This is a genomic window from Pinisolibacter sp. DMC100, from assembly GCF_056313705.1.
In genome coordinates, this window is record NZ_JBQUZT010000001.1 from 597,936 (window position 1) to 622,659 (window position 24,724).

The window sequence follows — 24,724 nt, forward strand, 5'->3', positions numbered from 1 at the left end:
GTCATCCCTTCAGAGAAGTGAGCTGGTCGGCGTCGAGCGTGCCGAGGGTGCGGTGGATCTGCAGGCCGAGGACGGCCATGATCACCACGGCGAAGACGGCGTCGGTGGCGATGCCGATCTCGACGACTTCCGGCGCCTTGGCGGCGAGCAGCGCCAGCGTCAGATGCGAGCCGTTCTCCATCAGGCAGTAGCCGAACACCTGCTTGAGGATGTTGCGCTGGGTGACGATCGCCGCGAGGCCGAGGAAGAAGTGGCCGAGCGACACGGCGAGCGCCGGCTTGATCGCCTCGGCGGCCGGCAGCGACACGCCGTCCACCACCCAGAAGCACAGCACGACGACGACGGCGGCCATCAACACCGAGACGGCCGGCGGCACGCGCTCGCCCGAGCCGAGCTTGACGTCGTCGAGCCGGCCGAGGAGGCGCGTCATCAGGATCGGCACCAGGAGGACCTTGGTGACGAAGGAGGTCGCGGCCCAGGCGGTCAGTTCGTGCGAACCGACCGTGGCGCCGAGCGTCAGGAAGATGGCGACGAGCACCAGCGACTGCAGCGCGTAGTAGAAGGCAGACCCGGTCGGACGCCGTGCCGTGATGACCAGGAGCGAGGTGACGATCAGCAGGCCGGCGAGACCGTTGACGAGTTGAAATCCGGACATGTCTGCCTCCTCAACCGAGCCAGGCGGTGGCGATGAAGGACGACGCGACGGCCATCACGATCAGGACGGTGAGCACGAAGCGCATCGAGGCGGGGACCGGCTGGGCGGCGGCCATCGTCTCCGACGGCGTGCCGGGGACGGTCTTGCCGATCCACTTCAGGAACCAGGCGAAGGAGGCGACCGACTCGAGCAGCGCGACGGCGACCAGGACCCACAGCGCCGGATGGGCATCGGCCATCCGGAAGCCGCCGGCGAAGATCGCGAACTTCGAGAAGAAGCCCGAGAAGGGCGGCACGCCGGTGATGGCGAAGGCCGCCACCACGAAGCCGATGCCGAGGATCGGCGACTTCGCCAGGATGCCGCGCAGCACCGGCAGCATGCGGGTGCCGGCGGTGTAGCTGAGCGCACCCGCCACCAGGAAGAACAGCGTCTTGGCGAAGGCGTGGTTGAAGATGTGGGCGATCGCGCCGTCGAAGGCGAGCTGCGAACCGAACACCGACAGCGACAGGCCGAGGAAGATGTAGCCGAGCTGGGTGATGGTCGACCAGGCGAGCAGACGCTTCAGGTCTGCCTGCGGCAGGTACATGGCGAAGCCGTAGACCAGCGTGATCACGGCCATGATCGTGCCGACCCAGCCGACGATCTCCGGGGCGCCGTTCGACGACATCAGCGCGCGGGCATAGATGTAGACGCCGACCTTCACCATCGAGGCGGCATGGAGATAGGCCGACACCGGGGTCGGCGCCTCCATCGCGTCGGGCAGCCACATGTGGAAGGGCAGCTGCGCCGACTTGCCCCAGGCGGCGACCAGGATCGCCAGGAGGACGATGGTCTTGGTCGCGACCGGCAGCGTGCCGATCGCCGACAGGGCGAAGGTGCCGGTCGACAGGAACAGCACCACGGCGGCGGCGTAGAGGCCGAGCGAGGCGATGTGGGTGACGATCAGCGCCTTGAGGGCCGAGGCGAGCGCCTTGGGCTTCTCGTAGTAGCCGATCAGCGCCCAGGAGCAGGCACCGGTGATCTCGAAGAACACCAGCTGGCCGATCACCGTCGAGGTGAAGACGAGACCCGCCATCGCCCCGATGAAGACCAGGATGAAGGACCAGAAGCGGCGCCGGCCGATGTCGGCGTGTTCGCGGTTGCCGGCCGAGAAGTAGTCGACCGAGTAGAGGGTGACGAGCAGGCCGATGGCGACGACCGCCACCGCGACGAGGACCGACACCTTGTCGACCGCGAAGCCGAGGACTTCGACGTCGCCGAAGCTCAGGACGGCGCGTTCGACGGCCACCTTGCCGCCGCGGGCGAAGGAGATCGCCAGCGTCAGCACCGAGAGGAAGGAGAGGCCGGCGAACAGACGACCGATCGTCTTGGCCGCGGGCTGGGGGGCGAGCGCCACCACGATCGCCCCGACGAAGGGCAACAGGATGGTCGCGAGTGCGAGATTGATCATGTCTCTCTCCCGTCGCGGCTCAGAGGCCGGCCAGATGGAAGACGAAGGCGAGCGAAGCGATGCCGAGCCCGAGCCAGGTGTGGCGCGAGGTCAGGCGGAAGCGGGCGCGAGCCACCGAATTTTCGACGATGCCGACGGCGAGCATGATCGCCGCGACCTTGATGACGAAGGCGACGAGGCCGAACGCGAGGGCCGGCAGCGTGATCTCGGTCGCCGAGCCGAAGGGCACGAAGGTGCCGACGAACCAGGCGACGACGACGATCTGCTTCAGCGACAGCGACCACTTCACCAGCGCCAGCGACGGGCCGGAATACTCGGTGAGCGGGCCTTCCTGGAGCTCCTGCTCGGCTTCGGCCATGTCGTAGGGGAGCTTGCCGAGCTCGATGTAGCAGGTGAAGGCGAAGGCGACGCCGGCGAGCAGCGTCGCCGCCATGGCCTTGGGGTGGCCGGCGACGATGGCCGAGCCGATGTCGCCGAGGTTGGTCGAACCCACCAGCAGCGCCGCGGTGAAGAGCGACAGCAGCATCGCCGGTTCGACCAGCACGCCGAGGGTCAGTTCGCGGCTGGCGCCGATGCCGGCGAAGGAGGAACCGCTGTCCAGACCCGAGAGGGCGAAGAAGAAGCGGGCGAGCGCGAAGAGATAGATCGTGGTGATCAGGTCGCCGAGGGCGGCGATCGGCGTCGCCCGGGTCAGGATCGGCGTGCCCATCGCCACGACGAGCAGCGTCGCCGGCATGACGATCGGCATCAGGCGGAAGGCGAAGCCCGCCGCCGGGGGGCGAACGTCCTGACGCTTCAGCAGTTTGAACAGGTCGCGGTAGTCCTGGAGGATACCGGGGCCGTGGCGGGTGTGCATCTTGGCGCGCAGCACCCTGAGGCAACCGGAGACCAGCGGTGCGGCGGCGGCGAGGAGGAGCGTCTGCACGAGCGCGACGACGAGATTGGCGAAGCTGGGCATGGCGGGGCTCCTAGCGCAGGGTCACGAGAAGCAGGGCGACCAGGGCCGCGACGATGTAGAGGCAGTGGACACGCAGATCGCCGCTCTGGATCGCCCTCGCGCGGTTGCCGATCGAGGTGACGGCCTCGACGATCGGCGCGACCAGACGGGTGTCGAAGATCTGTTCGTTGCGCCGGCAGCCGGAGACGAAGCGGTCGAAACGCGCCTCCATCGCCCGGTCGAAGGCGGCGACCCGACCCCGAACCGCGTAGAGCGGCGCGAAGAACATGCGGATCGGCTGGGCGAAGGAGCCGGCCGAGACCGTCATGTGGCCGTCCGGCAGATAGCCGCAGGCCCAGGGGGCGTCGCCCTTGCGCGGCACGCGGCGTGCGACCGACGAGATCGAACCGAGGAGTGCGGGGAGCGTGGCGAGGCCGACGAGGAGCAGCGCGACCAGCGGGGTGGAGAGCGTCGCGGCGTCGTTGCCGCCGGCGACGAGCAGGGCACCGTCGGCGACCGCGATCGGCGACAGGCCGAGCGTGGCGGCGGCGGTCGAGGCGAGCACCGGTGCGACGAGCGGCGCGGCGATGCCGAGCACGACGCAGGCGGCGGCGAGCAGCACCATGCCGACGATCATCGGCGCGGGGACTTCGGTCGCTTCCGCCGCATGACGGCTGCGCGGGGCACCGGAGAAGACGACGCCGTAGGCCTTGACGAAGCACATCACCGCGAGAGCGCCGGTCAGCGCCAGCAGGGTGGCGGCTACGGGCGTGGCGAAGCGCACCGCGAAGGTGCCGTCGAGCGCGGCGACGAACAGCGACTGGTAGGTGTACCACTCGGAGACGAAGCCGTTCAGCGGCGGGATGGCGGAGATCGCGAGTGCGCCGACGAGGAAGGACATCGACGTCCAGGGCATGGTGCGGCCGAGACCGCCCATCTCTTCCATGTCCTTGGTGTGGACACGCCAGATCACCGAGCCGGCGCCGAGGAACAGGAGGCCCTTGAACACCGCGTGGTTGACGAGGTGATAGAGGCCGGCCATCAGGCCGAGGACGGCGACGACCGGACGGTCGGTGGCGAGACCGATCATGCCGGTGCCGACACCGAGCATGATGATGCCGATGTTCTCGACCGAGTGGTAGGCGAGCAGCTTCTTGATGTCGTGTTCGGCGAGCGCGTAGATCACACCCAGCACCGACGAGATCGCGCCGAGGGCGAGGACGACGAGGCCCCACCAGGCGACGGTGCCGCCGAGCAGGTCGATGCCGACCTTCACGATGCCGAAGATGCCGATCTTGATCATCACGCCCGACATCAGCGCCGAGGCGTGCGACGGCGCGGCCGGGTGAGCGCGCGGCAGCCAGATGTGCAACGGGATCATGCCGGCCTTGGCGCCGAAGCCGAGAAGCGCCAGCACGAAGGCGACCGAGGCCGCGAGCTCGCCGGGGCGATGGGCGCGGAAGTCGGCGAATTCGAACGAACCGGCGGCATTCGCCATCAGGAAGAAGGCGGCCATGATCGCGACCGATCCGGCATGCGCGACCAGGAAGTAGAGGAAGCCCGCCGACACCGCCTCTTCGTTCTGGTCGAAGATGACCAGGAAGTAGGAGGCCAGCGACATCATCTCGAAGAAGACGAGGAACCAGAAGGCGTCGTCACTCACCACCACCAGCACCATCGAGGCGACGAAGGTGAGCGTGAAGAAGCCCATCGCGCCGACGCCGCGACCTTCGTACTCGCGCACGTAGGCGAGCGAATAGATCGAGGCGACCAGCGCCAGGCCGCAGATCACCGCGACCATCAGGCCGTTCAGCGGATCGAGGCGCAGGAGGAGCCTGGCGAAGGGGAAGGGCCCGCCGAGATCGAGCGTGACGGCGGGCGCGGCGAGGGCCTTCAGGCCGGCGAACAGGCCGAGTGCGCCGGCGAGCGTGCCGGCGAGGCCGACGACGGCGATCGCCGCGCGTTCCGAGGCGCGCAGGGCCAGGCCCGCGAGGGCGCCGAACGCGAAGACGGCGAGCGACAGGAGAAGGAGATCGATGGCGGACATGGTCAGTCATGCTCCTCGAGGGCGAGAGGCAGGGCGGGACCGCGCGCGCTCGCCGTGGCGAGGCGCCGCATGTCGTTGGAACGGGCGAGAGTGCCGGTTCCGACGTCCCACAGGGCGTTGGTCGGGCAGACGCGGACGCAGGCGGGGCCGGTGTCCGAGCCATCGCAGAGGTCGCACTTCACGGCGACCGTCTTGACGCCGATGTCCCAGGCGAGAATCGGATCGAGGCCGGCGGGGCGACGGGCCTCCGGCATGACGACGCCGGCGACGCCGGACATCGGCGTGCCCGAGGGCGAGATCGCGCCGAAGGGGCAGGCGAGCGCGCACATCTTGCAGCCGACGCAGCGTTTCTCGTCGAGCTTTACCGCGCCGCCTTCGAGACGGATCGCCTCGACCGGACAGACGCGGGCGCAAGGGGCGTCGTCGCACTGACGACAGAGCACCGGCGCAGAGCCGGTCGCAGTGCGGGTCACGGTCAGCCGGGGCGCCTTCTGCGCGCCCCTCTGCTCGTGGGCGGCGCTGCAGGCGGCCAGGCAGGTATTGCAGCCGATGCAACGTCCCGGGTCCGCGATGACGAAGCGGTTCATCTCCAACCTCCATGCGGCGGCGAGGGCCACGGACGAACCGACTGTCGTCGTCCGGCTGGCTTCCTCGTCCGCGATGCCGATGGGGCGGCGATAACCAAAATCGATCGACTGATATTTATCACTTCATAGTCGAAGTAAATCACAGTCTTCGATTTCAAAAATCACCGAAACTCATTCGGCCACGACAAATCGCATAGAGCCACGAGTACGAAATTGCCAGAGACAAAACATCGTATACGCATTTGCGCGATCTTTTTGTCCAGGTCTTATTGGTGTGTAAGCCTGATATGCGAATTCGAGATCGGGATATGACTTCAATAAATCTTTGTTGTCGCTCGATCAGGAAAACCAATCGAACCTCCACCAACCCGGTGGGGCCTCGGGCGAGGTGCGCTTTGAATGCGTGAAACCGGCAGCCGCCGTCAGGCGGTGCCTGCACGAGCCCGTGACGGGCCCGTGCGTTCGGCGGGAGCGGGCGGAAGCCCCGGACCTCCGCCGTCCGACCTTCGACCTCGCGGAACGCGAGGTTCCGGAACCCCCGGCCCCGGCCTTCCGGGGTCGCCAGACGTCCTTCTCGAGGAGAATTCGAGATGAACCGCTTCATCGTCGCCGAGCCGTCCAAGTGCATCGGCTGCCGTACCTGCGAAGTCGCCTGCGTGCTCGCTCATGCGCCGCGTGAGAACGTCGATGTTCTCGCCGACGTGCCGTTCGAGCCGCGTCTGGTCGTTCTGAAGACCCTGAACATCTCGACCCCGGTGACCTGCCGGCACTGCGAGGACGCCCCCTGCGCCAATGCCTGTCCGTCGCATGCCATCGGCTATCGCGACGGCACGGTGCAGGTCGACCAGTCGAAGTGTCTGGGCTGCAAGAGCTGCGTCGTCGCCTGTCCCTTCGGCGCCATGCAGGTGACCACGCGTCCGGCCGTGCGCCGCTTCGCCGGCATCACCGTCGCCGACGGCGTCCGCGCCGAAGCTCACAAGTGCGACCTCTGTATCGATCACGCCGGCGGTCCCGCCTGCGTCAAGGTCTGCCCCACCGATGCCCTGCACGTGATGGACGAGGCCCGCCTCGCCGAGACCCGCGCCCGGCGTCAGCTGCGCACCGCCGTCGAGACGGCTGCCATCGAAGCGGCCTGACGGCCGGATCCCTCATCTCCTTTCGAGGTCGAGACCATGGAAAAGCACATTTCCGTCTGCCCGTACTGTGGATCGGGCTGCAAGCTCGCGCTGCTGGTCGAAAACGGCAAGATCGTCGGCGCCGAGGCGCTGGACGGCGTCACCAACCAGGGCGAACTGTGCCTGAAGGGCTGGTACGGCTGGGATTTCGTCAACGACACCAAGATCCTGACGCCGCGCCTGAAGTCGCCGATGATCCGGCGTTCGCGCGACAGGGAGTTCGAGGCGGTGTCCTGGGACGAGGCGATCGCCTTCGCGAGCGGCCGCCTCGCCGAGATCAAGGCGAAGCACGGCCCGGATTCGATCATGCTGACCGGTAGCTCGCGCGGCACCGGCAACGAATCGAACTACGTCGCCCAGAAGTTCGCCCGCGCCGTCATCGGCACCAACAACATCGACTGCTGCGCCCGTGTCTGCCACGGCCCCTCGGTCGCCGGTCTGATGGTGACGCTCGGCAACGGCGCGATGTCCAACTCGATCGCCGAGATCGAGGACACCGACTGCATCCTGTGCTTCGGCTACAACGCCGCCGACAGCCATCCGATCGTCGCCCGCCGTATCGTCAAGGCGAAGGAGAAGGGCGCCAAGATCATCGTCTGCGACCCGCGCCGCATCGAGACCGCGCGCATCGCCGACCAGTGGCTGGCCCTCAGGAACGGCTCGAACATGGCGCTGGTCAATGCCTTCGCCAACGTGCTGATCACCGAAGGCCTCTACGACAAGGACTACGTGGCGAACTTCACGGAGGGCTTCGAGGAGTACAAGAAGACCGTCGAGAAATACACGCCCGAATACGTCGAGGAGATCACCGGCCTGAAGGCTTCGGAGATCCGCCGGGCGATGCGCACCTATGCCGAGGCCAAGACCGCCACGATCCTGTGGGGCATGGGCGTGACGCAGTGGGGTCAGGCGGTCGACGTGGTCAAGGGCCTCTCTGGCCTGGCGCTGCTCACCGGCAACCTCGGCAAGCCCAACGTCGGCGTCGGCCCGGTCCGCGGCCAGAACAACGTCCAGGGCGCCTGCGACATGGGCGCGCTGCCGAACGTCTTCCCCGGCTACTACTACGTCACCGACGCCGAGGCGCGCGCCAAGTTCGCCGAGGCCTGGGGCGTCCCGAGCCTGCCGGACAAGGTCGGCATGTCGATCACCGACGTTCCGCACGCGGCGGAAGAGGGCAAGCTGAAGGCGATGTACATCTTCGGCGAGGACCCGGCCCAGACCGAGCCGGATCTCGCCACGGTGCGCAAGGGCTTCGAGGCGCTCGAGTTCATCATCGTGCAGGACATCTTCATGACGAAGACGGCGATGTTCGCCGACGTCATCCTGCCGGCGACCTCCTGGGGCGAGCACGACGGCATCTTCTCCTCCGCCGATCGCGGCTTCCAGCGCTTCTACAAGGCGGTCGACGCCAAGGGCGACGTCAAGCACGACTGGGAGATCTACGGCCTGATGGCCAAGGCTCTCGGCTACGACGGCATCGACTACCATTCGACCGAAGAGATCTGGAACGAGCTGATCTCGCTCTGCCACCTCTACAAGGGCGCGACCTTCGAGAAGCTCGCCGGCCTCGGCTACGTCCAGTGGCCGTGCCCCGACGAGAGCCATCCCGGCACGCCGTGGCTCTACGAGGGCAACGAATTCCAGACCAAGTCCGGCAAGGGCCTGCTCTTCGCCGCCGAGTGGCGCGCGCCGCTGGAGAAGGTCGACGCCGAGTTCCCGCTCGGGCTCTGCACCGTGCGCGAGGTCGGCCACTACTCGTGCCGTTCGATGACCGGCAACTGCTCGGCGCTCGCCACGCTCGCCGAGGAACCCGGCTACGTCACGATCAACCCGGACGATGCCGAGCCTCTCGGCGTCAAGGACCAGCAGCTGGTCTGGGTGCAGTCGCGGCGCGGCAAGGTCATCGCCCGGGCGATGGTGACCGATCGCACCAACAAGGGTGCGGTCTACATGACCTACCAGTGGTGGATCGGCGCCTGCAACGAGCTCACCGTCCATCACGTCGACCCGATCTCGAAGACGCCCGAGTACAAGTACTCGGCCGTGCGGGTCGAGCCGATCGCCGACCAGGCGTGGGCGGAGAACTACGTCGTGCAGGAATATTCCAAGCTCAAGCGCGGGCTCGCCGGCGCCGCCGCGATCGGCGATCGCCCGGTCGCCGCGGCCAAACGGGAAGCCGTGCCCGCGTGAGATGTCGCCGGCGGCGCCTCGTGCGCCGTCGGTCTCCCGCGCGGGTGTCCCTGATCCGCGCGGCCCCCGCGTCCGTCCACGCGGGGGAAACTCTCCGGGTTCCGGATCGCTCGCCCCGACGATCCGGGACCCGGCATCCACGGAGTGGAACCGATGCACGAACTGACGCTGTGCGAATCCATTCTCGACATCCTCGACGAGGAGCAGCGGCGGCGCGGCTTCGTCGGCCTGAGGCGGCTGCGCATCCGGATCGGCCGCTTCGGCTGCGTCGATCCCGACGCGCTCCTCTTCGCGCTCGAGACGACCACCCGCGGCAGCTGGATGGAGGGCGCCCGCTTCGAGATCGAACGCACGCCGGGGCGGCTCCACTGCCTCGACTGCGCCGCCGACATCGAGGTGACCGAGCGTTTCGACGTCTGTCCGACCTGCGCCGGCACCCGCCTCGAGCGGACCGGCGGCGACGAGATGCGGCTGGTCGAGATGGAAGTGGTCTGGCCCGGACGTGCGCCGGCGGTCGAGACGGCGGGGGAGGGCGCGGCATGTGCCTAGCCCTGCCGATGCGGATCGTCGCCGTCGAGGACGCCGCGGCCCGCACCGTCCGGATCGCGCCGGCGTCCACCATCGCCGACGACCGGGCGACGGTCGAGGTCGTCTCGGCGGCGCTCCTCGCCGAGGACGACGCGTCGCTCGAGGCGCTGGTCGGCGGCTGGGGCGTCGCCCATGCCGGTTTCCTGCTCCAGTGCCTGAGCGACGAGGACGCCCGGTCGCGCCTCGTGCTGTTCGAGGCGATGGACCGTGCCATCGGCGCGATCGCGCTCGACGGCGAAGACCATCCCCTGCGAGAAGATGTCGCGGTGACGCGCGTAAGGTCAGCGAATCACCGGGACCCTTGTAACTGTCCCGACATGACGCCGCCGGCGACGAGTGATATCAGCGCCGAGACCGCCTGAACGTTTCGGCTCGCTCGAGCTTCTCGTCCGTCGGTTTCGAAAGCCAAGATCGGCGAACCATGTACGAAAAACTCGAATTCCTCTTGGCTCTGGCTCGCGAAAAGCATTTCGGGCGAGCCGCCCAGGTCTGCGGCGTGTCGCAGCCAAATCTTTCAGCCGCCGTCAAACAATTGGAGTCGATCCTCGGCGTGCCGCTGGTCGACCGCGGCGCCCGGTTCGTCGGCTTCACGCCGGAGGGCGAGCGCGTGCTGGAATGGGCGCGGCGGATCGTCGGCGACACACGGGCGATGCGCGCCGACGTCGAGACGATGAAGCAGGGGCTGACCGGCCATCTGCGCCTCGCCGTCATCCCGACGGTGCTACCGGTCGTCTCCTGCCTGACCTCGGCCTTCTGGACCCGGCATCCCGGGATCAAGCTGACGATCTCGTCCCACACCTCGACCGAGGTGCTGTCGATGATCGAGAATCTCGAGGTCGATGCCGGCCTGACCTATCTCGACAACGAACCGCTCGGACGGGTCTCGGAAGTGCCGCTCTATCGCGAGCGCCATCATCTGGTGACGGCGCAGGGCAATCCCTTCTCCGACCGCGCCACGGTGACCTGGGAGGAGGTGGCGACGCTGCCGCTCTGCCTGCTGACGCCGTCGATGCAGAACCGCCGGATCATCGACCGCGTCTTCGCCGAGGTCGGCTGCCGCACCGAGCCGTTGCTCGAGACGAGCTCGATCGTCGTCATCGCCTCGCATGTCCGCGCCGGCCACTGGTCGACGATCATGCCGCGGCTGATGGCCGAGGAACTGGCCTTCCCCGACACCGTGAAGTGCATCCCGATCGTCGCGCCCGAGGTCGCCAATCTGGTCGGTCTGGTGACCGGCCACCGCGATCCGCAACCGCCCCTGACCGCGGCGCTGGTCGCCGAGGCGCGGGTCCTGTCGTCGGCTCTGTCGCTGCGCGCCTGATCGGGTTGCGCGTCGCCCGGTGTCGGAATGCGCGGCACCGAGCGGATCCGCTTCGTGGGATCGTGCCGGCGCGGCACCCGGTCCTCGATCCCGGCGTCACCCCACCCTGAGTTCGGTCATCATGCCGGTGGCCATGTGGTAGAGGTGGTGGCAGTGGAGGAACCAGCTGCCCGGCTTGTCGAGGTCGACGGCGACCACCACCGGCGTGTGCGGTGGCACGATCACGGTGTCGCGCATCGGCCCGGCGAAGCGGCCTCCATGCGAGCCGACCACCTGGAAATGATGCCCGTGCAGATGCATCGGATGCATCATCGAGGTCGGGTTCATGAACGTGATCTCGATGCGCTCGCCGACCTTCGCCTCGAGCGGCGTGTGCTCGCCGTGCACCGCGCCGTTGAGCGTCCAGCGATAGCCGGGTGCCTCGCCGAGCATCAGGTGGAAGGTGCGGTCGACGGCACGGGCGGCGAGCGGCCGCGTGGCGGCGAGCCGCAGGTCGAGCGACAGGTCGGTGTGCGCGGCGGCGGTCTCGGCCGTGTCGCCGAGACGCTTCACCTCGGCACCGGCGGTCGCCAGCACGATGCCGGTCAGCGCCCGGTCGGCCTCGACCTGCGCCAGGATCGGGAAGGCACCGCCCTCGCGCGGAACGGTGACGACGAGGTCGAGGCGCTGCCCCTGCGCCAACGGAAAGCGGGTGCCGGCGAGCGGGCGACAGGGCGAACCGTCGACGGCGACGCATTCGGCGGCCAGCCGTCCGGTGTCGACGAGATAGGCCGTCGCCGTGGCGCCGTTGACGATGCGCAGTCGTACCCGGCCGCCGCGCTCGACCCGCACCACCTGCGGGTCGTCGAGGGTGCGGTCGTTGGCGAGATGGGCGTCGTAGCGGACGTCGTTGGCATGCGGCGCGGCGCCCATCATGCCCATCATCGCGCCGGGGCCCATCCCCTGCATCATGCCCGAACCCGTCTTCCCACCGGCGCCCATGCCCGGCATCGCGCCGGGACCGGAACCGTGCATGGCGTGGCCGCTCATCGGCGCCATCGGCATCGTCGGCATGGGCGCGGGCGTCGGCACGGCGGCGCCGTGGTGGGCGTGGTCGTCGCTCGGGGCCGGGGCGGGTGTCGCGCCGTGGCCGGCGTGCGGGTCCTGCGCCGCCGGAGCGGCCGCCGCGCCATGGGCGCCGTGAGCGCCGCCGCCGCCGGAGAGTTCGGCGAGGATTTCCTCGGGCGAGCGGAAGGCGAAGTCGTGCAACATGACGACGACGTTCTGCACGTCGCCGGCGTCCTTCTCGATCGTCACCATCGGCGCGGCGAGCAGGCGCTGTTCGGTCATCTGATGCGAATGCATCCAGTGGGTGCCGGGGGTGAGGAGGAAGTCGGCGGCGTCGCGGCCGCCGACCGGGCTCTCGCCGCCGCCGGGCCGCGCGCGGTCCTGATCGAAGGGGGCGAAGACCTGGCCGTGCCAATGCATGATCAGCGGCCCGTCGGTGGCGTTGACCACTTCGCCCGCGAACCGCTCGCCCTCCCGCGCCACCAGTCCCGGCTGCCCGTTCGGCCCGGTGATGCCGAAGACCTTCGCCGCCTTGCCCTTCACCTCGAGCATCCGCGACCCGACGGTGAGGAGCGGCGCGGCGGCACGCACGCGACCGATCCCGGCGAGCCCGCCGAGGAGCAGGGCCGACGAGCCGACGAGAAGGCGGCGGCGATCGAGCGAGAGGGGCGACGGGGCGAAGGTCATGGCGAAACTCCGAGGACGCGGGAAGGACGGGTCGGGATGCGGGTGATCGGGTCGGCGTTTCAGCCGGCCCAGCCGCGTGGGAAATCGGCGAAGACGGACATCCGGCCGTCGGCCGCGAAGGCGATCACCCGGAACGCCTCGGGCGCCGCACCGGGGGTCTCCATGCCCGGCGAGCCGGTCGGCATGCCGGGGACGGCGAGACCGCGGATCGCCGGCCGCTCGGCGAGAAGCTTCTCGATCGTCTCCGCCGGCACGTGGCCTTCGACGACATAGCCGTCGATCTCGGCGGTGTGGCAGGAGGCGAGTGCGTCCGGCACGCCGAGGCGACGTTTGACCGTGTCGATGTCGTCGGCGACCTCGATCCGGGCCTCGAAACCGGCGCGCCTCACATGGGCGACCCAGGCCTCGCAGCAGCCGCAGCTCGGATCGCGATGAACCCGCATCGGCGGGCGCGCCCGCGCGGGGGCGGCCGTGACGAGCGGAGTGGCGGCGATGGCGAGACCGCCGACGAGGGTGAGGAAACGGCGTCTTTCGATCATGGCGCGTGCCTTTCGCGAGCGGCCGGCGCATCTCGCCGGTCGAGATGGCTCCGGTTCAGAACTTCGCCTGGGACGTCGCACCGTCCGGTCCGGTGAGGCGGACCGCGCCCTTGACGCCCTTCGGCACCGGCACCGGCGCGGTGCCGACGAGGTGTGACGGCTCCACCGGCGTGAACCCGAAGCGCACCGGCTTGCCGTCGACGATCAGGATCGCCTCCGCCCTGAAACCGGTCGAGGGCACCGCCGCATCCGACAGGTCGGAGAGATGGACGGTGACGGTGGTGGTGCCGTCGGCGACCAGTTCGGCATGGTGACTGCCCGCGTCGACCAACGCGCCGCCGTGAGGGCCGAGGCGCGGTTGATGGGCGGTGGCCGGGCCGGCGCCGACCAGCGCGGCGAGAACGAGTGCGGCGAGGAGGGTCGAAGGACGGATCATGGATGCCTCGGTCATGAGTCAGTAGGCCTCGAGCGGGTGGGCTGTCGAGGAGGGCGAAGCGGCGTTCGCCTTGTCGGCGCGCGCCTCGGCGACGGCGCGCTCGAGCGAGCGGCGGCCGAAGAGCAGGACCAGCACCGGCGTCACCAGCGTGTCGAGCGCGGTGGCGGTGACGAGTCCGCCGAAGATGGTGACGGCGACCGGGTGGAGGATCTCCTTGCCCGGCGCATGGGCGTCGATCATCAGCGGCAGCAGCGCCACGCCGGCGGAGAGCGCGGTCATCAAGACCGGCGTCAGCCGCTCGAGCGAGCCGCGCATCACCAGCTCCGGCCCGAACGGCAGGCCCTCGTGGATCGCCAGATTGAGGATGTGGCTGATCTTGAGGATGCCGTTGCGGGTGGCGATGCCGGTCAGCGTGACGAAGCCGATCATCGAGGCGACCGACAGCGGCTGGCCGGCGATCCACAACGCCGCCACCGAGCCGATCAGCGCCAGTGGCACGCTCGCCATGATCACGCCGACGAAGATCGCGGAGCGATAGCGGCTCCACAGGATGGCGACGACCATCATCAGCGACACGATCGACAGGAGGCCGATCTTGCGCATGCTCTCCTCCTGCGCCCGGAAGGTGCCGTCGAGCCCGGTGGAGATGCCTTCCGGCAGTCGGGTCGCGGCGACGATGGCGCGGATGCGGCCGATCACCTCGCCCATGTTCGCATCGCCCGAGGTGTTGGCGAAGACGACCACCCGGCGATGGCCGTTCTCGCGCAGGATCTGGTTGGGGCCGTCGGTCTCCACCACGTCGGCGATCTGGCGCAGCGGGATCCAGCCCTCGGGGGTCTCGATCAGCATGTCGCCGAGCGCCCGCGTCGTGCGCCGGTCGTCCTCGAGCCGCACCACCACGTCGAAGCGGCGATTGCCGTCGACGACGCGGCTGACGAGGCGGCCGTTGGAGAGGCGCTCGAGCTGGTCGGTGACGGCGGCCGGCTGGAGCCCGTGCAGGGCGGCGCGGCGGTAGTCGACGATCACCTCGAGCTGCGGGATGCGCACCTGCTTCTCGACCTGGAGATCGACGACGCCGGGGACGGCGGCGAGCTTCTCGCGGAACTCGGCGGCGACGGCGCGCATCGTGTCGAGATCCTCGCCGAAGATCTTCAGCGCGATCTGGGCGCGCACGCCGGAGAGCATGTGGTCGAGCCGGTGCGAGATCGGCTGGCCGACGTTGGTGGCGACCGGCAGCACCGCGAGGCGGGCGCGGATGTCGGCGGCGATCGCGTCCTTCGAGCGGCCGCCGGCATGGAGATCGACCTCGACCTCCGAGGAGTGGACGCCCTCGGCGTGTTCGTCGAGCTCGGCCCGGCCGGTGCGGCGGCCGACCAGCTTGACCTCCGGCACCTCCATGATCAGCCGCTCGGCGACGAGGCCGACGCGGTGGCTCTCGGCGAGCGAGATGCCGGGATCGAACAGGAGGTTGATGGTCAGCGTGCCCTCGTTGAAGGGCGGCAGGAAGGTGCGCGGCAGCTGCGTCGCGGCGGCGACGGCGAGGACGACGCCGAGCCCCGCGCCGGCGAGCGGCAGGGCGGGACGTGCGAAGACGAAGGCGAGCGCCCGGGCGTTCGCCCGCTTCAAGAGACGCACCAGGGCGCCGTCGGAGTGGTCGAGCCGCTTCATCCCCGGCAGCAGCCAATAGGCCATGACCGGCGTCAGGGTGATCGAGACCAGGAGGCTCGCGGCGATCGACACCACATAGGCCTGTCCGAGCGGCGCGAACAGCCGGCCCTCGATGCCGTCGAGCGAGAACAGCGGCACGAAGACCAGCACGATGATCATCGTGGCGTAGACGATGCCGGAGCGCACCTCGCGGCTGGCGTCGACCACCACGTCGAAGATCGAGCGCGGATTGCCGGCCTCGCGGTTTTCGCGCAGCCGGCGGAAGATGTTCTCGACGTCGACCACCGCGTCGTCGACCAGCTCGCCGACGGCGATGGCGAGGCCGCCCAGCGTCATGGTGTTGATGGTGAGGCCGGCGAGATGGAAGACGATCGCCGTCACCAGGATCGACACCGGCACGGCGGTGAGCGAGATCGCCGTGGTCCGCACGTTGAGCAGGAAGGCGAAGAGGACGATCGCGACGACGACGACCGCCTCCATCAGCACCTTCTCGACGTTGCCGATCGACGCCTCGATGAAGTTCGCCTGTCGGAACAGGAGCTCCTTCGCGGTGATCCCGGCCGGCAGGGCGGGGGCGAGATCGGCGAGCGCCGCCTCGATGTCGCGGGTCAGCCGCACCGTGTCGACGCCCGGCTGCTTCTCCACCGAGACGATGACGCTCGAGCGGCCCATGAAGCCGGCCTCGCCGCGCTTCAGCTTGGCGGCGTGGTCGACGGTGGCGACCTGTTCGAGCGTCACCGGGCGGCCGTCGACGGTGGCGACGACGAGGCCGCCGAGATCGGTGAGGCTCTTGGTGCGTCCGATGGCACGGATCAGGAACTCGCGGCTGTACTGGTCGGTGAAGCCGCCGCCGGTGTTGGAACCGAAGCGGGCGACCGCCTTCTCGATCTGCTCGAGGTTGACGCCGAGCGCCCGCATCGCCGCCGGATCGGGCGAGACGCGGAACTGCCGCACCTCGCCGCCGATCGGGATCACCTGGGCGACGCCGGGGATGGTGAGGAGGCGCGGGCGCAGGACGAAGTCGGCGGTCTCGCGCAGCTCCATCGGCGTGACCGCGTCGCTGCCGGTGACGGCGATCAGCACGATCTGACCCATGATCGAGGCGACCGGCCCCATCTGCGGCACGACGCCGGTCGGCAGCTGCGCCTGCACGAGCGTCAGCTTCTCGGCGACCTGCTGGCGATTGCGGAAGATCTCGGTCGACCAGTCGAACTCGACGTAGACGATCGAGAGGCCCACCCCCGACACCGAGCGGACGCGGGAGACACCGGGCAGGCCGTTCATCTGGGTCTCGATCGGCCAGGTGACGAGCTGCTCGACCTCGGGCGGCGCGAGGCCCTCGGCCTCGGTCATGATGGTGACCGTCGGCCGGTTGAGATCGGGGAAGACGTCGACCGGCAGCCGGCTCGCGGTGAGCGCGCCCCAGACGACCAGCGCGGCGGCGATCGCCACGACGAAGATCCGGTGCTTCAGCGACTGCGAGACGAGAAACTGGAACATGCCGCCTCACCGGATCTGATTGAGGAGTTCGGCACCGCCGGTGACGATCCGCCGCCCGGCCTCGACCCCGGCGACGATCAGCACGCGCTCGCCGTCGAGCGGCTCGACGCGAACCTCGCGCGGCACGAAGCGCTCCGGGTTGGTGTGTTCCCACACCAGCGTTCGCCCGTTGGAGCCGCGCAGCACCGCGGCGCGCGGCACGGCGATGCCGCCGCGCGTCTCGGCGAGCCTCGCCGCCACGGTGAGGAGTTGTCCGGCGCGCAGGCCCTTGGCCTCGCCGTCGACCGAGAAATGCACCGGCACCGCCTGGGCGCGGTCGGAGAGGCCGCTGCCGACGAAGGTGAGCGGGAAGCTCTCTCCGCCGGCCGGTCGGCCGTTCGCCCGGGGGGCGAAGACATGCGCTTCGTAGGCCAGCGCCTCGACCCAGAAGCGGTGGGGATCGACGATGCGGAAGACGATCGCGTTGGGCTCGGCGATCTGCCCGGCGGTGGCGGCGACCGCCGCGACCACGCCCGCGACCGGCGCGACGAGGGCTTCCGCCGCGCGCTCGCGCTTCGCGAGATTGTTGCGCCGCGCCAGGAGACCGTCGCGTTCGATCTCCGCGTCCTCGATCTGGGCGCGGGTGATCGAGGCGGTGATCTGGCGATAGCGCTCGAGGCGGCGTTCCACCAGAGCGATCTGCTGGTCGAGCTCGCGCGCCTGCTGATGCTGCGTGGTGACGTCCGCCGCCGCCACCGCCGGTTCGACGAAGGCGAGGACGTCGCCCGCCGCCACCGTGGTGCCGAGACGCGGGAACCCGCCCGGCGGCGGCTTCAGCCGTCCGGCGAGCGAGGGTTGGACGACGCCCGATCCGTCGGGATCGGGGATGACGCGGCCGGGCAGTTCCACCGTCGTCGGGTGGTCGGCGATCTCGGTGAAGAGGGTGCGCAGGCCGAGGATTCGCTGGCTCGACTTCGGCACGAAGAGCGAGCCGTCGGGCAGACGCTGCGCCAGATCGCGCGCCGATTCGGCCGCGTCCGCCGGGGATCCGTGCCCGAGCCCCGCGAGGAGCAGTCCGACCAGAGCCGCGGCCGCGATCTTCCGGCGCCCGAAGGCGGCGGCGACGACGAGCCCCGCCGCGAAGCCGGCGAGCGCGAGGCCCCAGCCGCCGAGCGCGTCCCCGACACCCGCCGGTCCGCCGTCGCTCGCCTGCGCCGGGGTGACGACCGATCCGTCGACCGGCTTCGCCTCCGCCGGCGGCAGGGTCAGCGTCGTGGTCAGCACGTCGACGATGTCGCCGGCCTGGATGGTGACGGCGAGATCGATCGCCCGGCCCGGTGTCGCCCAGGGCGCGGGGAGGCGGTAGACGCCGCTCTCGGCACTCGCCTTTGCGAGGCCGGCCGGCCCGTCGACCTCGACGATCGCGTCGGTCACCGGGGCGTTGTCGCGGAAGCGGTCGACGAGGATCTCGAGCACCCCGGCGCGCGCCACCACGACCATCTCCAGATCGGCCGAGGAGGCGTCGGCACGCGGCGCCACCGTGGTCGAGATCGGCGGCGGCGGGGCGCCGTGATCGTGACCGTCGTGGGCGCGCGTCGCCGGGGCGGCGAGGAGGGCGAGGGCGAGCGAGGCGATCTGCAGGCTGCGGCGCATGTCGGTTCCGGTGGCGGACTGTCCCGACCGTGACCCTGCCCGACGGCGCCCGTCACAGGATTTCAGTTCCGTAACAAATTGTTTCAGCCCGGCCGTGGACCGCCCCGCGTGGCCGGCAGATGGACGCGGACGACGAGGCCCGTGGGCGTGTTGTCGTCGAGTTCGAGCGTGCCGCCGTGGCTCTCGACGATGCGGTGGGCGATGGCGAGGCCGAGGCCCCAGCCGCCGGTGTCGCGGCTGCGCGAGGGCTCCAGTCGAACGAAGGGATCGAGCACCCGGGCACGATCGGCTGCGGCAATGCCCGGCCCCTGGTCGGCGATGGCGACGGTGACGCCGTCCGTCTCGACGGCGATGCGGACCTCGGCCCGGCCACCGTACTTCACCGCGTTGTCGAGGAGATTGGCGAAGGCGCGCTTCAGCCCCAGCCGCCGGCCCTCGATCACGGCGCCGTGGGCACCGTCGAGAGTGACGTCGCGGCCGGCGTCGATCTGGTCGTCGACCAGCGTCGCGAGGATGGCGGCGACGTCGACCGGCCTCGAGGGCTCGTCGTCGCGGTCGCCGGCGAGGTAGGCGAGCGTCTGGTCGATCATCCGCTCCATCTCGTCGAGGTCGCCGGAGATCGCGCCCCGCGTCGTCGCGCTCTCGACCTCGCCGAGGCGCAGCCGAAGGCGGGTGATCGGGGTGCGCAGGTCGTGGCTGACGGCGGCGAGCGCATGGGTGCGATCGTCGATCATCCGCTTGATCCGCCGCTGCATCTCGTTGAAGGCGATGGCGAGGGTACGGATCTCGGTCGGTCCGTCCTCGGGCACCGCCACCGTCTCGCCGCCGCGATAGATGCGGCGGGCCGCGTCGACGAAGCCGAGGAGCGGCCGGGTCAGCCAGCGCACCATCAGGATCGACAGCACCATCGCCCCGAGCGCCATCAGCGAGGTGGAGAGCAACGTGCCGTGGCCGTCCTCGTGCCGCGACGCCTGTTCGACCAGCGAGAAGTTGATCCAGGTTCGATCGGGCAGGGCGAGCGAGACGACCGCGAGATGGGGGTCGTCGCGACGATCGCGGTTGGCGCCGACCACCACGTCGCTCGGCGCGAGGTCGCCGCCGAGCGTGCGGAGGCGATCGGCGAGACCGGCGAGTTCGCCGCTGCCCGGACCACCGGCGACCGCGTGTTCGTTGCGGCTCCAATGGGCGGCGATCGGCCCGCCGGAGAGATCGTGTGCCACCGCCTCCCGCTCCTCCGGCACCACCCGCATCACCGCGCGACGGATGGTGAGCAGCCGATCGGCGAGACGCGTGACGTCCGCCGTGGCCGCCTCGCGGTCGAGGGCGTGGCGATAGGTCCACAGGCTGAGGAGATGGACCGCGCCGATGCCGAGGAAGAGCACCAGCATGGTCCGCGCGGCGAGGCTCGAGGCGAAGGCGCGCATGGAGCCCCTCACGTGCGTTCGACGTCGGGGACGAAGAAGTAGCCGGCACCCCGCACCGTCTTGATCACTTCGCCGGCGGTCTCGAGCTTGCGCCTGAGCCGGCTCACCTGGACGTCGATCGCCCGATCGAAGGGCTCGGCGTCGCGGTTGCGGGTGGCGTCGAGCAGCAGCTCGCGGCTCAGCACCCGCTGCGGCGTCTCCAGGAAGGTGAGGAGCAGGTCGTATTCGCCGGTCGACAGATCGATGACGACGCCGCGCGGATCGGTCAGTTCGCGTCGCGCCGTGTCGAGCCGCCAGCCGGCGAAGCGGATCTCCCGCCCGCTCTTCGCACCCCCGTCCTCGCTCGGCCGCGCCCGCCGCAACACGGCGCGGATGCGGGCGAGGAGTTCGCGCGGATGGAAGGGCTTGGCGAGATAGTCGTCCGCGCCCATCTCGAGCCCGACGATGCGATCGACGTCGTCGCCCTTGGCGGTGAGCATGATGATCGGCAGGGACGAGCCGGCGCGCAATTCGCGGCAGAGGGTGAGGCCGTCGGTGCCCGGCAGCATGACGTCGAGGAGGACGAGATCGGGCTTGCGACGCGCGATCGCCTCGCGCATCTCCACGGCGGATCCGACCGAGGTGACCCGGTGGCCGTCCTCCCTCAGCAGCTTCGAGACGAGGCGGCGGATCTCACCGTCGTCGTCGACGAGCAGGATGTCGTGCCCGAGCGTCTCCGCCACGTCTCGCATTGCCTCCGGATTCTGCCCCGTCATCGTCGTGACCGATTTTTCGATCGACGACAAGCGTCCGAGGCGGTGACCGAACCGGGCGCCGGTGCGGAGGCCGAGACCGGCGACGCCCTCCCGAGACGCCGAACGTGAATCGACAACCGGACGGGACCACGCGCCAGACCACCCTCGCCTCGGCTGAACGAGAGACGGGGCTCGCGGCACTTCGGAACCCACTCGAACGGATTGCGTCAGTCTCGGCCGGCAAGGATCTCGCCGATCCGATCTGCGCTCGAACACGATGCGAGCTTCTTTCGAACCGATGGATTTCTGAGAGCCCGCGCGAACGTCGCCAGGAGGTCGGGCGAGCCGCGGCCGTCGAGCGACGGCGACAGGACGACGACGACCAGGTCGACGGAGTGATCGTCGATGGCGTCCCAGTCGACCGGCGAGGCCAGGCGGGCGAAGAGCGCCAGCGGTCGGGTGAGGCCGCGGATGTCGGCATGGGGCAGCGCCACGCCGGATCCGACGCCGGTCGATCCCAGCCGTTCGCGATCGCCGAGCGCGCGGGCGATCTCGCCGCCGCTGCGACCGGCGACCGTGCCTGCTCGCTGGGCGAGACGTTCGAGCACTTCGGACTTGGTGCGGGCGACGAGATCGAGTTCGATCACGTCGAGGGCGAGCGGCTCACTGTCGGACATGGCGTTTCGAACCGTCTCTCACGGGGTGTCCTGATCGCGCAGCCGATAGCCGACGCCGGTCTCTGTCTCGACCAGCGAGGGGGCCGGCGGGGCGGCGTCGATCTTCTGCCGCAGCTGGCTGACCAGGACGCGGAGATACTGCGGATCGGCGGTGAGGCTCGCGCCCCAGATCGCCGAGGTCAGCATCTTCTGGGTCACCACCTTGCCGACGTTGCGGGCGAGCACGTGGAGCAGGTCGTATTCCTTCGGCGTCAGATGCACGCGTTCGCCGTCGCGGGTGACGATCCGGCGCAGGGTGTCGACGACGAGACCGCCGGTCGTGACCACCGGTGCCTCGCCGTCGCGGCGGGCGGCGTGACGCAGCGCGGCGCGCAGGCGGGCGAGCAACTCGCCGACGCCGAAGGGCTTGTTGACGTAGTCGTCGGCGCCGAGATCGAGGGCGGCGATCTTCTCGCTCTCCCGGTCGCGGGCCGAGAGCACGATGATCGGTGTCGTCGACCATTCGCGGATGGCGCGAACCACCTCCTTGCCGTCGATGTCGGGCAGGCCGAGATCGAGCAGGATCAGGTCGGGGCTCCACGTTGCCGCCAGGCGGATCGCGGAGGCGCCGTCCTCGACGCATTCGACCTCGTGGCCCGAGGCGATCAGCGCCGGTTTCAGGAAACGGTGGATCTGGGGTTCGTCGTCGACGACGAGGACGCGAGAGGCGGTCATCGGCTCTCTCCTTTCGGTTCGCCGGCCGCGACCGGCGGCAACGGCAGGCGGACGGTCATGCGGGTGCCGCGACCGTCGGCGACGGGGCTCGCGGCGGAGATCGCTCCGCCCATGGCGGTGACGACGCCGCGGCAGATGGCGAGGCCCAGCCCGGTTCCGGCGGCGCGGCCGTCGCCGCGGGCGACGCGGTGGAACTTCTCGAAGACCCGTTCGAGTTCCTCGGGCGGAATGCCGATGCCCTCGTCCTCGACCTCGATGCGGGCGGAGCCGCCCTCGCGGGCGAGCCGGACGCGCACGGTGGTGTCGGCGGCGGAGTACTTCACCGCGTTGTCGAGCAGATTGAACAGCACCTGTTCGAGCAGCGTGCCGTTGCCCTCAAGCACCAAGGGCGCGCCGCCGTCTTCCAGCACGAGCCGGCGGCCCGGGTGCAGTCGTTCGGCGCGGGCGACGGCGCCGTGGGCGACGTCGGAGAGGTCGACCCAGTCGGTGGCGAGTTCGAGATTGCCGGTCTCGAGCCGCGTCATGTCGAGGAGGTTGGCGACGAACTGCGACAGCCGCCGCGTCTCCTCCTCGATCGCCGAGAGGAGATCGCGCCGGGTCGCCGGGGCGAGCTTCTCGCCGAAGTCGCGCAGGCTCGTCACCGAGCCGAGGATCGAGGCGAGCGGCGTCCTGAGGTCGTGGGAGATCGACGACAGCAGCGCCGAACGCAGACGCTCGCTCTCGGCCGCGGCGGCGGCATCCGACGCGCGGATGCCGAGCTGGATGCGTTCGGCGGCGATCGCCGTCTGGTCGCAGAGCGCTGCCAGGAAGCGCTCGGCGTCCTCGCCGACGTGGGCGTCGGGGTCGTTCGGCGCGAAACCGATCACCCCGACGGTGCCGCTCGCCGTCACCAGCGGACGAAACTGGAGGTCGGCGTTGGGCAACGTCGGCGAGCGGCGTCCGGCGACCTCGCCGCGCTCATAGGCCCAGCGCGCCGCGCCCATCTCGGTGACGCCGAGGTCGACGTCGGGCGGGAAGGCTCCGGCCCGGCGCAGATCGCCCGCCTCGCCCAGCAGCGCGACGGCCTTGCCGCGCACCGCGCCGGCCACCTGCGCGACCGCCGTCCACATCAGCGGCTCGAGCGCCGCGACGCCGGCGATCTTGCGCGAGTATTCGTAGAGGGCACGGGTGGTGCGGGCCCGCGCCAGCGCCGCTTCCGCCTGTTCGTGCGCGCGGCCGGCGAGCCCGCCGACTGTCGCGGCGACGAAGAGGAAGACGACCAGTGCGAAGAGCTCGTGCGGCTTGGCGACGGTGAAGGTGTAGATCGGCTCGATGAAGAAGAAATTGTAGCCGAGGAACGACAGCAGCGCCGCCGCCAGCGCCGAGGCGCGGCCGAAGCCGAGCGCGCAGAGCACCACGGCCGACAGGAAGATCATCGAGACGTTGGGCAGGTCGATCCAGCGGGTGAGCCCGATACCGACGCCGATCGAGGTCGCGACCGCCAGCGCCGCCGCGGCAAAGCCGACGCCGAGGTGTCGGCGATCGAGCGTGTTCGGGCTCGGATCGCGGCGGGCGGGGGCGTCGCCGGCGCCGGCGACCACCTGCACCGAGATGTCGGCGGCGCGCGCCACCAGATCGTCGGAGAGCGAGCGGCCGAAGAAGCGGCGGAAACGCCCGTGCCGTTCCGACCGGCCGACGACGATCCGCGACACGTTCTCCCGCCGTGCGAAACGCAGGATCTCGGTGACGATGTCGGCGCCGATGATGCGGACGCGATCGGCGCCCAGCCGTTCGGCGAGATGCAGGTTGGCGTCGAGCCGACGGATCGAGGCCTCGTCCGTGCGGGCGACGTCCGGCCGGTCGACGTGCAGCGCCGTCCACGGCGCGTTGAGCCCGCCCGCCTGCCGTGCGGCGATCCGCACCACCTCCTCCGAACGCGGGTCGGCGCCGACGCAGACGAGAATGCGCTCGGCCGTCGGCCACGGTCCCTCGATGGCGCTCTGGCGCAGGAAGGCCAGCATTTCGTCGTCGACATGGGCGGCGGTGCGGCGCAGCGCCAGTTCGCGCAGCGCCGTGAGGTTCGACGGCCTGAAGAAGTGGTCGACGGCGCGGGCGGCGGTCTCCGGGAGATAGACCTTGCCGTCCTTCAGCCGCTCGATCAGCTCGTCGGGCGTCAGGTCGACGAGGACGACCTCGTCGGCGCGCTCGAGGATGCGGTCGGGCACGGTCTCGCGCACGACGACGCCGGTGATGCGGCCGACGACGTCGGACAGGCTCTCCAGATGCTGGATGTTGAGCGCCGTCCAGACGTCGATGCCGGCGTCGAGCAGTTCCTCGACGTCCTGGAAGCGCTTGGGATGGCGGGAGCCCGGGACGTTCGTATGGGCGAGTTCGTCGACCACCAGGAGGCCCGGCCGCCGTGCCAGCGCCGCGTCGATGTCGAACTCCATCAGCGATCGACCCCGATGGACGACCGGACGGCGCGGCAGCACCTCGAGTCCGTCGATCAGGGCCGCCGTCTCGGCACGGCCGTGGGTCTCGACGAGGCCGACGACGACGTCGACGCCCTCGCCGGCCAAGCGCCGCGCGTTCGACAGCATGGCGAAGGTCTTGCCGACGCCCGGCGCCGCGCCGAGGTGGATCTTCAGCCGCCCGCGCCCCTCGCGCTCGGCGAGCGCCAGGAGCGCGTCCGGCGAGGGGCGACCGTCACGGGTGCGGGCGTCGTTCATCGCAGGTC

Annotated in this window: 20 protein-coding genes; 5 read left to right on the forward strand and 15 right to left on the reverse strand. The window is 70.0% G+C overall.

The genetic code is table 11. The annotated features are described in order from the left end of the window. Window position 1 precedes the first annotated feature (1 nt). Genes hyfE through ACT541_RS02855 form a run of 5 tightly spaced genes read right to left on the reverse strand, consistent with a single transcriptional unit; the run spans window position 2 to window position 5,676 of the window. A complete protein-coding gene (gene hyfE, locus ACT541_RS02835; RefSeq protein ID WP_476134102.1) occupies window positions 2-655 on the reverse strand; it encodes a hydrogenase 4 membrane subunit in 654 nt (217 codons plus the stop codon). A 10-nt stretch (window positions 656-665) separates the two neighbouring features. After that, entirely contained in the window at window positions 666-2,105 is a 1,440-nt protein-coding gene (locus ACT541_RS02840; protein ID WP_476134104.1) for a hydrogenase 4 subunit D, read from the reverse strand. A gap of 19 nt (window positions 2,106-2,124) precedes the next feature. Further along, window positions 2,125-3,063, reverse strand: coding sequence for a respiratory chain complex I subunit 1 family protein (locus ACT541_RS02845; RefSeq protein ID WP_476134106.1), 939 nt, complete (start codon window positions 3,061-3,063; stop codon window positions 2,125-2,127). 10 nt (window positions 3,064-3,073) lie between these two features. Beyond that, the gene (hyfB, locus tag ACT541_RS02850; protein ID WP_476134107.1) at window positions 3,074-5,089 is read right to left on the reverse strand and encodes a hydrogenase 4 subunit B; all 2,016 of its coding nucleotides are present in this window, start codon (window positions 5,087-5,089) and stop codon (window positions 3,074-3,076) included. A 2-nt stretch (window positions 5,090-5,091) separates the two neighbouring features. Next, a complete protein-coding gene (locus ACT541_RS02855) occupies window positions 5,092-5,676 on the reverse strand; it encodes a 4Fe-4S dicluster domain-containing protein (protein ID WP_476134109.1) in 585 nt (194 codons plus the stop codon). A gap of 590 nt (window positions 5,677-6,266) precedes the next feature. On the opposite strand from ACT541_RS02855, the gene ACT541_RS02860 reads away from it, so the two are divergent. From ACT541_RS02860 to ACT541_RS02880, 5 genes are all read left to right on the forward strand, one after another. Next, window positions 6,267-6,812 (forward strand): 4Fe-4S dicluster domain-containing protein, encoded by a 546-nt coding sequence (locus ACT541_RS02860; protein ID WP_476134111.1) that lies wholly within the window; start codon window positions 6,267-6,269, stop codon window positions 6,810-6,812. 36 nt (window positions 6,813-6,848) lie between these two features. Further along, a complete protein-coding gene (fdhF, locus tag ACT541_RS02865; protein ID WP_476134113.1) occupies window positions 6,849-9,041 on the forward strand; it encodes a formate dehydrogenase subunit alpha in 2,193 nt (730 codons plus the stop codon). 153 nt (window positions 9,042-9,194) lie between these two features. Then, window positions 9,195-9,590: a hydrogenase maturation nickel metallochaperone HypA gene (hypA, locus tag ACT541_RS02870; RefSeq protein ID WP_476134115.1), complete on the forward strand. Its 396-nt coding sequence runs from the start codon at window positions 9,195-9,197 to the stop codon at window positions 9,588-9,590. Continuing rightward, window positions 9,581-9,991 (forward strand): HypC/HybG/HupF family hydrogenase formation chaperone, encoded by a 411-nt coding sequence (locus ACT541_RS02875; RefSeq protein WP_476134117.1) that lies wholly within the window; start codon window positions 9,581-9,583, stop codon window positions 9,989-9,991. The genes hypA and ACT541_RS02875 overlap by 10 nt, the downstream gene beginning before the upstream one ends. A 59-nt stretch (window positions 9,992-10,050) precedes the next feature. Then, a complete protein-coding gene (locus tag ACT541_RS02880; protein WP_476134118.1) occupies window positions 10,051-10,950 on the forward strand; it encodes a LysR family transcriptional regulator in 900 nt (299 codons plus the stop codon). A 96-nt stretch (window positions 10,951-11,046) separates the two neighbouring features. Here the strand turns inward: ACT541_RS02880 and ACT541_RS02885 are convergent, their stop codons facing one another. The 10 genes from ACT541_RS02885 to ACT541_RS02930 all read right to left on the reverse strand — a co-directional run bounded on the left by ACT541_RS02885 (window position 11,047) and on the right by ACT541_RS02930 (window position 24,716). Then, on the reverse strand, window positions 11,047-12,684 hold the full coding sequence (locus ACT541_RS02885; RefSeq protein WP_476134120.1) for a multicopper oxidase family protein: 1,638 nt from the start codon (window positions 12,682-12,684) through the stop codon (window positions 11,047-11,049). A 59-nt stretch (window positions 12,685-12,743) separates the two neighbouring features. Then, a complete protein-coding gene (locus tag ACT541_RS02890) occupies window positions 12,744-13,223 on the reverse strand; it encodes a DUF411 domain-containing protein (protein WP_476134122.1) in 480 nt (159 codons plus the stop codon). Window positions 13,224-13,278: 55 nt separating this feature from the next. After that, on the reverse strand, window positions 13,279-13,659 hold the full coding sequence (locus ACT541_RS02895) for a hypothetical protein (RefSeq protein WP_476134124.1): 381 nt from the start codon (window positions 13,657-13,659) through the stop codon (window positions 13,279-13,281). Window positions 13,660-13,677: 18 nt separating this feature from the next. After that, the gene (locus tag ACT541_RS02900) at window positions 13,678-16,827 is read right to left on the reverse strand and encodes an efflux RND transporter permease subunit (protein WP_476134125.1); all 3,150 of its coding nucleotides are present in this window, start codon (window positions 16,825-16,827) and stop codon (window positions 13,678-13,680) included. 6 nt (window positions 16,828-16,833) lie between these two features. Next, entirely contained in the window at window positions 16,834-18,459 is a 1,626-nt protein-coding gene (locus ACT541_RS02905) for an efflux RND transporter periplasmic adaptor subunit (protein WP_476134126.1), read from the reverse strand. Between the two features lie 83 nt (window positions 18,460-18,542). Further along, entirely contained in the window at window positions 18,543-19,883 is a 1,341-nt protein-coding gene (locus ACT541_RS02910) for an ATP-binding protein (RefSeq protein ID WP_476134128.1), read from the reverse strand. A gap of 8 nt (window positions 19,884-19,891) precedes the next feature. Next, window positions 19,892-20,605, reverse strand: a complete 714-nt coding sequence (locus ACT541_RS02915) for a response regulator (RefSeq protein WP_476134129.1) — start codon at window positions 20,603-20,605, stop codon at window positions 19,892-19,894. 239 nt (window positions 20,606-20,844) lie between these two features. Then, a complete protein-coding gene (locus ACT541_RS02920) occupies window positions 20,845-21,294 on the reverse strand; it encodes a PTS sugar transporter subunit IIA (RefSeq protein ID WP_476134131.1) in 450 nt (149 codons plus the stop codon). 18 nt (window positions 21,295-21,312) lie between these two features. Further along, on the reverse strand, window positions 21,313-22,008 hold the full coding sequence (locus ACT541_RS02925) for a response regulator (protein WP_476134132.1): 696 nt from the start codon (window positions 22,006-22,008) through the stop codon (window positions 21,313-21,315). Beyond that, complete coding sequence (locus ACT541_RS02930) at window positions 22,005-24,716, reverse strand: ATP-binding protein (RefSeq protein ID WP_476134134.1); 2,712 nt, start codon at window positions 24,714-24,716, stop codon at window positions 22,005-22,007. Before ACT541_RS02930 ends, ACT541_RS02925 begins: the two co-directional genes overlap by 4 nt. Window positions 24,717-24,724: the final 8 nt, after the last annotated feature.